We start from the raw sequence: 12,037 nt of genomic DNA on the forward strand, positions 1-12,037 counted from the left end.
GGGTCTTTTGACCTAAGCCTAAAGCGGATGCTTTTTTTCAGATGAATGCTCGCAAGGGATCGCTTGCTTTTAAAGGTTGTTTAGGGTAAACTTTCCCTAAACAAGGCAAATTTATTAAATTTCCTTGAATGAGGAAAGAAATATCAATTACTTTCCTCAAGGAAAGGGAAACCTAGCCAGTTATGATCGTAAGATTCTTCTAACAATGGTAAAAAATGAAGTAAGTAGGCAGTAGGCAGGAAGGAGGAGTTCGATGGCTAGTGATGTGGTTATTATCGGGGATTTTATTAAGTCTAAGCAAATCAAAGAACGTAAGGTATTCCAAAAGCAAGTGCAAGACATATTCAAGCGCCTTAATCAGAAGTATCAAAAGCAGTTGCTTTCTCAATTGACCTTAACAGTTGGCGATGAGTTTCAAGTGATTATGAAGTTGGATTCAAACTGGCTGAACTTTTTAGATGACTTATATGTCACATTGCCCCATCCTTTTCGGCTGGGAATCGGTATCGGTGAGATCACGACGGCCATCGATCCTGAACGAAGTATCGGAGCCGATGGTCCAGCCTTTTGGCGAGCGCGAGAGGCGATTGAAGCTGTCCACCGTAATCATTATGGTAACAAGTGTCATCTGGCGCTCAGGACCCAAGACGATTCGATTAATCAGATGGTCAATAGCCTGTTTCTCTTGAGTGAAACCTTGAAAAGCCAATGGACCGACCTGCAACGGGAGACTTTCAAGTTGATGCTTGAAGAGGGGATCTACCAAGCGGAATTTGATCAGGCCCATTTTGCCCAAACGATTCAAATCAGTCAGAGCAGTCTGAGCAAGCGCTTATCACTGGGTAATATTAAGATCTACTTGAGGGGTCGAGAAACGATTGCAGAATTTTTGGAGGGGAATCATGAGTCCCTTTAATCAATGGACAATCATGATTTTAATCCTGCACTTTTTAGGTGATTTTCAATTATAAAGTCCTCAATTAGCTGTAGACAAGCAGCCTAACAGGCAAGCCTTGGCAACTCATTTAGCGATTCATGGCCTTTTTTTCTTCTATCCCTTAATCCGGAGCTTATACTATCAAGTCTTTTGGCCGGCCTTTTATGCTTATCTGATGCTTTGGATTAGTTACAGTCTGATCGACTGTATAAAGAGTGGCTTTGACAAGCTTCAGCCTTCTTATCGCTTATATACTTTCTTAATTGATCAAATCCTACATATTGTCCTCATCATTCTGTTAGGCCAAGTGTTTTTTACTAACTCCTTAGGGTCTGTTTTCCCTGCGTTTTGAACCGTCAAATGCTGACGGGGTTATTAGCGATCCTTTTGGTCGGCAAGCCGGCTAATGTTTTATTTAAACTAGCCTTCAGTCCTTATCCTCACAGTCAGGCCATTCAGCAAGAAGGTCTACAAGGGACGGGCGCTTTAATCGGTCATTTGGAGCGGATTCTTTCCTTGATCTTTTTAGGCATGGGCCAGGTGAATGCGATTGGTTTAATTTATACGGCCAAATCCAATGCGCGTTTCAAACATTTAGAAGAAGACAAGGGGGTTGCGGAGTATTATTTGATGGGAAGCTTATACAGTATTCTGTATGCCCTGTGTGTCTATTTCTTAGTCTTAGCTAGTTAGCAGCTATTAAATGAAAAAAGGAGGCCCCAAACATGAAAGTAAAGATTCTATTTATCCTTCTTGTAGCGCTAGTGACCTATCTAGTCTGGTTGGCTAATCATTTAGACATTGGTCAAGAAGTGGTTGAAGCTGAGGTGGTGATTGTACCAGGTGGGGAAATAGTTCGTCCCTTGAAGGCAGCTGAATTAATCCAAGAAGGCTATGTCACATCACACTCAATGATTGTTTCTCCCTTAAATGAGTTTATCGGCACCAAACCCTTAATTGACTTTATAACTGACACCGGTTTATCGGAAGACCAAGTGATTGGAGAATTAGAAGCAACTTCTACTTGGACCAATGCGACCAATTCTATCGCCATCATGGAAGAAAGGGGATGGCAAACGGCCTTAGTAGTTACGACCGACTATCATAGCCGGCGCACTCGATTGGCTTTTGAGCGTGCGAGTCGGGGAAAGGATATGCACTTTTATTATGTCAGTGCTTATTTAAAGAATGCTCAGGGTGAGGAAGTCCTTTATCAAGACAGTCGCCAGGCCTTAAGGATAATGGCTTCTGAAGTCTATAAATACATCGGCTATTATCTAGAACTCTATTATTGGATTGACCAATAAATAATTGAATTAGAAAAGGTAGACAAAAATGACAAAACGTTTTATTCCATTTGATTTATTACGAGGGCTTGCAACGATAGCGGTCCTCTTGATTCATCTTACAGCCCCTTTATTAGGAGAAAATAAATTATGGATCCTAGCCCTTAATCAAGCGACACGCTTTGCGGTAGCAGTCTTTTTAATGCTTTCAGGTTGGGGTTTGGATCGGACCGATGCTTTGGATTCACAACTTGATTACCCCGCCTTCTTAAAAGACCGCCTCATAAAAATTATCCCGGCCTATTTGTGCTGGTCTTTAATCTATGCTTGGGCTAATTTCTGGTTGGTAGGTGAAGAATTGAGTCTTTTGACCTTCTTGCAGTTTCTCTTGCTAGGGAAGACTTCCTATCACTTGTATTTTGTTCCATTAATTGTGGGACTTTATATCTTTTACCCACTTTTATCTAAAATTGCCGATAACAAGTACTTAGCCATAGCCTTCGTGGGTCTTTTCATCTTCCAAGATGTCAGTGATCACCTACTAGGCTATATTCCTTATGATAAGGTCCAAGACTATTATAGCTATGCTTTTTGCTTCTTCTTTGGCATTTGGTTAAGCCGAGACTTTCAAGCTAAGCTTAAAAGCTTTCAAGTTTATCGTTATGGTATCTTGATTTATACGGTAATAATGCTAGGCTTGTTGATTGAAGAATCTTATCTAAGTGGGGGAGCAGTGATTGCCAATACAAGACCTTTGGTTACTTTCTATTCGATCGGTTTGGTCTTGACTTTTATGTTATATAGGTTGCCTTTTGAGAAGCTTTTCCTATGGTTTAGCCGGTATTCTTTCTTAATTTATCTTTCTCATGTTCTTTTCTTGAAATTACTTGAAGGGACGGTTGAAAAAATGGCTTTATCGATGCCCCCTCTTATCTATGTTAGTGTGGTTGGAAGTGGGTTATTAATATGCCTTTATCTCTTAATAAAAGTTGTCGACCGTGAGCCTTTTAAACGCTGGCTTAGCTAGGTTATGTAATAAATGTAATATTTGAAAGAAAAACGAAGAATGCCTTCAAAATGAGATTTCTTGTGTTATACTTTTAACGGTGAATATTATCATAATGAGGAGAAGCAATATGTATTTAATCTTTAAAAGAATAATAGGCTTTATTCTATCCTTAATGGCCTTAATTATATTATCCCCGTTAATCTTGATTTTGATTATCGCGATTAAAATGGATTCGCCTGGGCCTATCCTATTTAAACAAAAACGCGTAGGGATCCATAAAAGCCATTTTAATATTTTGAAATTTAGAACCATGACTATTAATACACCCAAGGACATACCTACTCATTTATTAGGTAATCCCGATCAATATATTACTAAAGTGGGTAAATTTTTAAGGAAAACGAGTCTGGATGAATTGCCTCAATTAATCAATATACTAAAAGGAGATATGGCAATTATAGGACCACGACCAGCCCTATGGAATCAATATGATTTAATTGAAGAGCGCGATAAGTATGGGGCAAATGATGTTCCAGTTGGCTTATCAGGGTGGGCTCAAATTAATGGACGGGATGAATTAGAAATTCCTCTAAAGGCCAAATTAGATGGGGAATACGTTGAAAAACAAGGCTTAATAATGGATATTCGTTGTGTTATAGGCACTATAATTTCGGTCTTTAAAAGTGATGGAGTGGTTGAAGGTGGCACTGGAAGTCTGACTACTAAGGAAGTGGATGAATTTGACTAAACGAGTTTTAATTACTGGTAAGAATTCCTACATTGGGAGATCATTTATTAAGTATTGTAAAGAAAACAATTACGATTTAGTTATTGATGAAGTTGAAACAAGAAATAATAAGTGGAAGGAAGTAGACTTTCGTCAATATGATGTGGTATTTCATGTAGCAGGTATTGCACATGCTAATGCCAAAAAGAGTCAAAGTGATTTATATTATAAAGTCAATACAGATTTAACGATTGAAGTTGCCAATCATGCCAAAAATAATGGAGTTAAGCAATTTATCTTTATGAGCTCAATCATCATCTATTCTTCAAGTAAATTGATTAACGGTGAAATTACAAAAGACACTATTCCATACTCAAAAGATCCATACGGTGATTCAAAAATTAAAGCTGAGAATGGAATCATGCCTTTATCAGATGAAAAATTCAAAGTGGTTATTTTAAGACCACCTATGATATACGGACCAAATTCTAAAGGTAATTTCCCGAAGTTAGTAAAGGTAGCTTCAATTACACCAATATTTCCTGATTTTAAGAATAGGAGATCGATGCTATTTATATATAATTTAACTGAGTTGATTTATTTGATTATAAAAAAAGAAAGCAAGGGAATATTTTTTCCTCAAAATCCAGAATATGTTAGTACAACTCAGCTTGTTAATTTAATTGCTATAAATAAAAGCCGCCATATTTATTTCACTAAGTTATTCAATCCAATTTTAAAACGCTTAATAAGTAATTCATACTTAAAGAAAATATTTGGAAACCTTTATTATATTCAAGAAATAACTAGGAAAAATAAATTTAATTATCAAAAATATTCTTTAAAGCAATCAATAGATCAGCTGGAGGAAAAGAGTTAATGGGTAAAACGATACTATTTTTAGTTAATCATGAGATTGTTATTTATAATTTCAGAAGGGAATTAGTAGAAAGGCTTATAGCAGAAGGTCACAGAGTAATTATATCATCTCCATATGGAAAAAAAATTGAAAAATTAAAAAATATTGGGGCTGAACATGTTAATTTAAAAATTGATCGTCATGGGAAAAATATCTTTAGCGAACTGAAATTAATTCAATATTATAAAAAAACAATAAAAGAAATTAACCCAGATATTATCTTTTCCTATACAATAAAACCTAATATTTATGGAGCAATCGCTGCAAGAAAATATAACATACCGTTTGTTGCGAATATAACTGGCTTAGGAACTGCTGTAGAACAACCAGGTATTATGCAAGGATTGACGTTGCTATTGTATAAATATGCTTTTACATCAGTGAAGACCGTTTTTTTTCAAAATGAAGAAAATCAAAAATTCTTCGAGAAGAATAATATTGCCATTGCTAAGCATAAACTGTTACCAGGTTCTGGTGTTAATTTAGATTATTTCAAATATCTTGACTACCCCGACTCTGAAAATAGTATTAACTTTATATTTATATCTCGAATAATGAAAGAAAAGGGAATTGATCTTTATTTAGAAGCAGCAGAAGTAATCAAGAAGAAATATCCAAAAACAACATTTCATATAATAGGATTTTGTGAAGAATCTTATGAAAATAAATTAGAGGAATATCAAAATAGAGGAATAATTCAATATCATGGAATGCAAAACGATATACGAGAGTACCTAAAAAAAACTCACTGCACTATACATCCAACTTATTATCCTGAAGGCATGTCGAATGTTCTACTCGAAAGTGCTGCTTCAGGAAGGCCGGTTATAGCTACTGATAGAAGTGGTTGTAGGGAGATTGTAGATGATGGAATTACTGGGTATTTGATAGAACCAGAAAATGGACAAGATCTCATTGAAAAAATAAAAAAATTTATAAATTTATCTTATGAAGAACAAAAAAGTATGGGATTGGCTGGTAGAACTAAAGTAGAAAAAGAATTTGATAGAAACATTGTAATTAATAATTATATAAGAGAAACGGGAGATATATAGTGGATTATAAAAAAATAATTAAAAATCGAGAAACGAGATTTAAAATTCTAAGCTTATTATCTTTTTTACCGGATGATTTAATGATAATAATACAATATTTTATCAAATTAAAACGGTTTCCTAATTTAAATAATCCAACTAGATTTAGTGAGAAAATACAATGGTATAAATTATTTTATAGAGATTCAAAAATGACGATAGCAGCTGATAAATTTAAGGTGAGGGAGTATTTGTCTAAAAAAAATTTAGATAATCTTCTGGTAGATTTATATGCTGTTTACGAAAATTCGGATGAAATAGAAATAAAAAATTTACCTAAAAAATTTGTAATGAAAACAAGTGATGGTAGTGGAACTAATATTTTTTGTAAGAATAAAAATGAAGTTGATGAAAAAAATTTAAAAGATCAATTTAAAATTTGGCTTCATCGCGACAGTTATAACGCCGGGCGAGAATGGGCATACAATGGAATAAAACCAAGAATAATTGTTGAAGAGTTCTTAGAAGATGAGTACCAAAGAAATGGAGTAAATGATTATAAGTTTTTTTGTTTTAATGGTGAACCAAAATACGTAATGCACAATGTCAACAGGTTTGAAAATCATATAAGGAATTTTTATGATATAGATTGGAATTTTATACCTGTCAATTTCGAGGGTATTGAAGCAAAGGATATCTTTGAAAAACCCAGTCATCTAAACCAAATGGTTAAAATTGCCTCCATTCTAGCTAAAGACTTTCCTTTCGTTAGAGTTGACTTATATAGTGTTAATAAAAAAATATATTTTGGTGAATTAACTTTTTATCCATGGACTGGCTATGTTCAGTTTGACCCTGATGAATTTGATTTTATTCTAGGTGAAAAGTTTATTTTACCAAATCCAAAGAAGGAGTTATAGTATGAGAGTTCTCTTTTGTCACGATGGGCCAATTAGAAAAGATGATCATAATGATTTTTATGGTATTGCACATAATGACGAAACTTTTGAGCGTTATTACTCAATAGCAGATGAAATAGCAGTAGTAATAAGAGTTCAAGATATCTCAAGTTCCGAAGCTTATAAAAAATTATCTAAAATCACGGTAAATCCATTTGAAGTTATTTCTGTTCCTAATATTTCTAGCGTTAAAGGACAATTTAAATTTAAAAAAGAAGCAATTAAAATAATTGATAAGGAAATTCAAAAATCCGATTATATTGTTGCTAGACTTCCAAGTTTTATTGGAAATATTGCAGTAGATTTAGCAAAAAAACATCATAAACCTTATTTAGTCGAAGTAGTTGGATATGCTTGGGATGGCTATTGGAATCATAGTATTAAAGGGAAATTTGTAGCTCCTATTATGAATTATAAGACTAAATTACGAGTTAAAGAGGCACCTTATGTTGTTTATGTAACTAATAATTTCTTGCAAAATAAATACCCTACAAATGGAAAATCTACAAATTGTTCAAATGTGTCTTTAACAGACTTTAATGATAAAGTTCTCGAAAGACGAATAAAAAAAATTGAATTAATGAATGGAACCGACAAAGTAATCTTAGGAACGACGGCGGCTGTGAATGTGAAATATAAAGGTCAACAGTATATAATCCAAGCTCTTGGAGAATTAAAAAAGTCTGGAATAACAAACTATGAATATCAACTAGTTGGAGATGGGGATCAAACTTTTTTGAGATCAATTGCAAAAAAATATGGTGTTTTAAATCAAGTGAAATTTTTAGGAGCTATGCCACATAAGGAAGTATTTAACTGGTTAGAAACTATTGACATATACGTGCAACCTAGTAGACAAGAGGGGTTACCTCGCGCGTTGATTGAAGCTATGAGCAAAGCTCTTCCTGCTATTGGTGCTAATACAGCGGGTATACCAGAACTCTTAAATAAAAAATTTATTTTTAGCAATACACATAATAATATTAAAGAGATTTTAAATATTTTAAATGGTTTTAACAAAAATACGATGCTTGAGCAAGCAAAAGAGAACTATCAAGAATCAAAAAAATATGAAAAGGAAATCATAGAAAAAAGAAGAAAAAAATTCTTTAGAGCTTTTAAGAACTCTCAAAGTAAAATTTAAGTAAAATATCAGATTTTTATAGGAGGTATTTGTGAATATTTTCTTTCAATTATTAGCATTATTTATAAATTTTGTTATATTTTTAAGTACTTTCATGAAGCTTAAAAATAAGCTAAATATAGTATATATTATATTATTGCTTTTTCAGATAATTTTTGTATTTCCAATCCTTTTAGAATTGATCTTAGGTGTTCAAGATTATAGTTATAAGTCTCCAGGTTTTCAAAAGGCGTTGACTGATATTACGACTAATATTATTTATAGCATATTCACAATTATTATAGTAGTTATTCTATACTTAATGGGGAATAAAAGAGAAACAACAAGATTTTCGATTTCAGATATAAGAGAAACGTTAAGTAATTTAAAAATTCGAAGAGAATTTTATCTTCTTTCGGTAGTTTTAATGTTTATTCCATTGATATTTGCACTGTTTTCACCATCACCAGAAAAATATTTTACAGAATATGCTCATTTTCAAAGATTTGCATTCATGGCTACTGATTCCGAACTTTGGTATCATCAAAATTTTATGCGTATAGGTGGATTTATTTCTCTAATATTTATTCTCATTACAAAGTTATTTAGTAAAGAAACAGCCTTTAATAATTTTTTAATTATTTTAGCAACTATTATCACTGGAATACTGAATGGAAAAAGAACTTTATTTGCATTAATAGTCTTTGCAATATTATCAGTAGATATACTTAAAGCTCCTAGAGGCAGATTTCCCATTAAAAAAGTAGTTTCTGGCAGTTTGTTTATTCTGATATTTTTTTTAGCTTATGCATTTATTATTGATAAGCATACAGCAAATGTTACTACAATTGATAACCTTAGATTATATTTTTTCCGCGATGTTGATGTGAAATTCTCAATATATGCATTATTAAACCCTAAAGAATATAAAATGTTTGATTATTGGGGACAGAGTTATCTATATAACATTTTGTTTTATATTCCTCGAAGTTTTTGGCCAAACAAGCCATACCCATATGATATTTATGTTACTGCATCGGCATTAGGATATTCACCAGGAACAATTATTAGTTGGAACTTTCAAACCAGCTTATTCGGTGAGGCAATATCAAATCTAGGTTGGCTCGGAATTCCATTTTCGTTATTCTTATTGAATAAATTTATTAAGATATCTGAGCAGACTAAAAATCCAATTATTATAGTACTTTGCATATTCATTATTATGTTCTCATATATGAATCATTTTGGAGCGTATCGTAACTATTTAATAGTATGGATATTATTAGTTTTAACTACAAAATTTAAAATAATCCCATGATAGTGCTTTAAATCTCAAAATCTAAAACAATGAGGTGAATTAAATTGAAAGAAGTAAACTTTTTTATTGGAACACTATCTACCGGGGGTGCAGAAAGAGTAGTATCCAACCTAACATTACATTTGAATAATAATATTTTACGAAACATTTTGTTGTTTGGAGAAAATTCGAGAATTGATTATCCTTACGAAGGAGAAATTTTATATCTCGATAAGACTAAACCTAATAATTTTTTTAGAAAAATAATTTCTTTACTTTTAAGAAAGGCGAAAATTTGGAAATTAAAAAAAATGAATGAGGATTCAGTAACTATAAGCTTTCTAGAATATCCAAATTTAATTAATTCATTGACATCTAGTAGTGGTAAATCCATTATCTCTGTAAGAAATCATATGTCAACTAAGCATAGTCACGGTATGAAATCAAAGTTTTGGAATTTAACAATTAAATATCTTTATCCAAGATCAGATCTAATTATTTCTGTATCTGAAGAAATAAAAAGAGATTTGATTAAAAACTATAAGATTGATGAAAGTAAGATTAAAGTTATATATAATTCATATGATATTCATACAATTCAAGAAAAATCAAAGGAAATTCTTGAAGAGAAATATAACTTTATTTTTGAAAAGCCTGTAATAATAACAGCTGGTAGGTTGAATAAACAAAAAGGTCACTGGCACCTTATAAGATCTTTTTCTGTGGTAAAAAAAGCGATTCCGAATGCCCAATTGATAATTTTAGGAGAAGGTAATCTAGAATCTTATTTAAAGAAATTAACATTCGACCTTGAAATCGATGACAGTGTTCACTTTTTAGGCTTTCAGAAGAATCCATTCAAATATATTTCGAAGTCTAAAATTTTTGTAATGACTTCATTTCATGAAGGGTTTCCTAATGCATTAGCTGAAGCTATGGCTTGTGGTGTCCCCGTAGTGTCTAGTGATTGTAAGTCAGGTCCGAGAGAAATATTAGCGCCTTCAGAATTTGATTACAAAGAAATGAATTATAAAATTTGTAAAAACAGATATGGCATCCTTACTCCGGTCTGTGACGGTTCAATGTACAAAGCAGAGGACGCAATAACTTCAGAAGAAATGCAAATAGCAAATTCAATCCTTTCCATACTAAAAAATCAAGATCTATATAAACACTTCTCAATCCAATCAAAAAATAGAATTAAAGATTTTGAGATTAATAGGATAATTAATGATTGGGAAAGTGTAATCTATTAAAAACGCTTAGGAGTGAAAATTTATGGTTAGAATTATAGATTTTTTAAATGAAAGGAAGAATTTTATACTTTATTTTCTATTGAAAGTTTTAATCATGCTTTTAGGATTAATAACTAATATAGTAATTGTCAGAAAATTATCCATAAATGATTTCGGTTTATTTTCACTAGCTTTTATGTTTATAGGTCTAATAACTACATTTGGATTTAGTTGGAGCTCATCCTCGATACTATACTATGGGAGTCAAGAAAAAGCCAAGACCGGATCAATAAATAAAACGTTCTGGGCTAGAAACGTTATAATTTCTGCTAGTCTAATTTTAACAACAACACTCTTCGTAATATTTAGAAATTCTATTAATGAATATATAGGAATAGAAGTCACTTTTTTATTATTAATTTGGTTGTATATCAGTGTGGCTGAAGATTACTTAAGTCAGTATTTTCTGGCTGTCAAAAAACAATTGTTATCAAGTATGCTTTCAGTAACAGCAAAACTTATTTATCTAGCTATGATTTTTATCTTCGAAATTGATGTAAAGACACTAATTCTACTAAATATAATTAGCCATTCAACAGTTCTGTTTTATATATTTGGAATTAACAAAAACGATATAGGTAAATTCGAATTTGACAAAAGCTTTTTTATAGAAATTTTAAATTTTTCTCTATGGCAATTATTTGGATTTTCTGGTCTTTATTTAATCAACTTTGGAGATACGGCTGTTATTAAGTATTTTATGACTACCAAAGATGTTGGTATTTATAACGCTGCATATAAACTGTTCAATACAATAGCAAATTTTTCTTTTGTCATAAGTAGTTATTATGCAGGAAGTGTTTCTCAATATTTTGCTAAGAATCAATATAAAGAGATAAAGCATTTTTTTTATAAGGAACGTTTCATAATTTTTGGATTAAGCACATTTATGCATTTGATTGTAATTTTCTTTTCAAAACTAATAATAACAAAACTTTATGGAGAACAATATGAAAACTCCGTACAAATATTCAATATACTAATGCTTGGTAGTATGTTTCGGTATTGGGGTGTCTTTTATATGATATATTACAATACAAATCAAAAATATAAGATACAGCAAACAATAAATATTTTTAGATCAGTGTTGAATGTTATTCTTGATATTGTCTTAATACAGTATTTTGGACTTATTGGACCAGCAGTAGCTACGACTATTTCTATAGTTATCACCTTAATATTTTCAATCTTTTACTGTGAAAAAAATATTTTTAAGACTGCATATTCAAAGGTATAATAATGAAAATTTTAGGTATTAATTATTACAAAGTACTTAAAGATTTGAAATTGATAAATTTAATAACGTTTTTGTTAAGTAAAATCATAGCGTAATATTTCTTGTGTGAGCTCTGAGACTCCCTGGAAAAAGAGACCTCACTTATGTAAGATTGTAATAACCACAAAACAATCACAAATAGGAGGTCCCTTATGGAAGACTTTAACACAAAATG

General features: G+C 31.7%; 12 protein-coding genes and 1 pseudogene. All 13 read left to right on the forward strand.

The window, feature by feature from the left end:
- Positions 1–253: 253 nt before the first annotated feature.
- On the forward strand, positions 254–916 hold the full coding sequence (locus ACQV2X_RS00635; protein ID WP_428873641.1) for a SatD family protein: 663 nt from the start codon (positions 254–256) through the stop codon (positions 914–916).
- Between the two features lie 73 nt (positions 917–989).
- A pseudogene (locus ACQV2X_RS00640) lies at positions 990–1,289 on the forward strand (DUF3307 domain-containing protein); the annotation flags it as partial.
- A gap of 8 nt (positions 1,290–1,297) precedes the next feature.
- Positions 1,298–1,630: a hypothetical protein gene (locus tag ACQV2X_RS00645; RefSeq protein ID WP_428894160.1), complete on the forward strand. Its 333-nt coding sequence runs from the start codon at positions 1,298–1,300 to the stop codon at positions 1,628–1,630.
- A gap of 32 nt (positions 1,631–1,662) precedes the next feature.
- Positions 1,663–2,244: a YdcF family protein gene (locus ACQV2X_RS00650; RefSeq protein ID WP_428892012.1), complete on the forward strand. Its 582-nt coding sequence runs from the start codon at positions 1,663–1,665 to the stop codon at positions 2,242–2,244.
- Positions 2,245–2,272: 28 nt separating this feature from the next.
- On the forward strand, positions 2,273–3,250 hold the full coding sequence (locus ACQV2X_RS00655; protein WP_428875876.1) for an acyltransferase: 978 nt from the start codon (positions 2,273–2,275) through the stop codon (positions 3,248–3,250).
- Between the two features lie 109 nt (positions 3,251–3,359).
- On the forward strand, positions 3,360–3,980 hold the full coding sequence (locus ACQV2X_RS00660; protein WP_428894161.1) for a sugar transferase: 621 nt from the start codon (positions 3,360–3,362) through the stop codon (positions 3,978–3,980).
- Positions 3,973–4,839, forward strand: coding sequence for an NAD-dependent epimerase/dehydratase family protein (locus ACQV2X_RS00665; RefSeq protein ID WP_428894162.1), 867 nt, complete (start codon positions 3,973–3,975; stop codon positions 4,837–4,839). Before ACQV2X_RS00660 ends, ACQV2X_RS00665 begins: the two co-directional genes overlap by 8 nt.
- Positions 4,839–5,933 (forward strand): glycosyltransferase family 4 protein, encoded by a 1,095-nt coding sequence (locus ACQV2X_RS00670; RefSeq protein ID WP_428894163.1) that lies wholly within the window; start codon positions 4,839–4,841, stop codon positions 5,931–5,933. The genes ACQV2X_RS00665 and ACQV2X_RS00670 overlap by 1 nt, the downstream gene beginning before the upstream one ends.
- Positions 5,933–6,832, forward strand: coding sequence for an ATP-grasp fold amidoligase family protein (locus ACQV2X_RS00675; protein ID WP_428894164.1), 900 nt, complete (start codon positions 5,933–5,935; stop codon positions 6,830–6,832). Before ACQV2X_RS00670 ends, ACQV2X_RS00675 begins: the two co-directional genes overlap by 1 nt.
- A gap of 1 nt (position 6,833) precedes the next feature.
- Complete coding sequence (locus ACQV2X_RS00680; RefSeq protein WP_428894165.1) at positions 6,834–8,015, forward strand: glycosyltransferase; 1,182 nt, start codon at positions 6,834–6,836, stop codon at positions 8,013–8,015.
- A 31-nt stretch (positions 8,016–8,046) separates the two neighbouring features.
- Positions 8,047–9,312 (forward strand): O-antigen polymerase, encoded by a 1,266-nt coding sequence (locus ACQV2X_RS00685; protein WP_428894166.1) that lies wholly within the window; start codon positions 8,047–8,049, stop codon positions 9,310–9,312.
- A gap of 44 nt (positions 9,313–9,356) precedes the next feature.
- Complete coding sequence (locus ACQV2X_RS00690; protein WP_428894167.1) at positions 9,357–10,547, forward strand: glycosyltransferase; 1,191 nt, start codon at positions 9,357–9,359, stop codon at positions 10,545–10,547.
- A 22-nt stretch (positions 10,548–10,569) separates the two neighbouring features.
- On the forward strand, positions 10,570–11,823 hold the full coding sequence (locus tag ACQV2X_RS00695) for a lipopolysaccharide biosynthesis protein (RefSeq protein ID WP_428894168.1): 1,254 nt from the start codon (positions 10,570–10,572) through the stop codon (positions 11,821–11,823).
- The last annotated feature ends 214 nt before the right edge of the window (positions 11,824–12,037 follow it).

The organism is Facklamia sp. P12945 (assembly GCF_050409485.1).
In the GTDB taxonomy this organism is placed as follows: Bacteria; Bacillota; Bacilli; order Lactobacillales; family Aerococcaceae; genus Facklamia.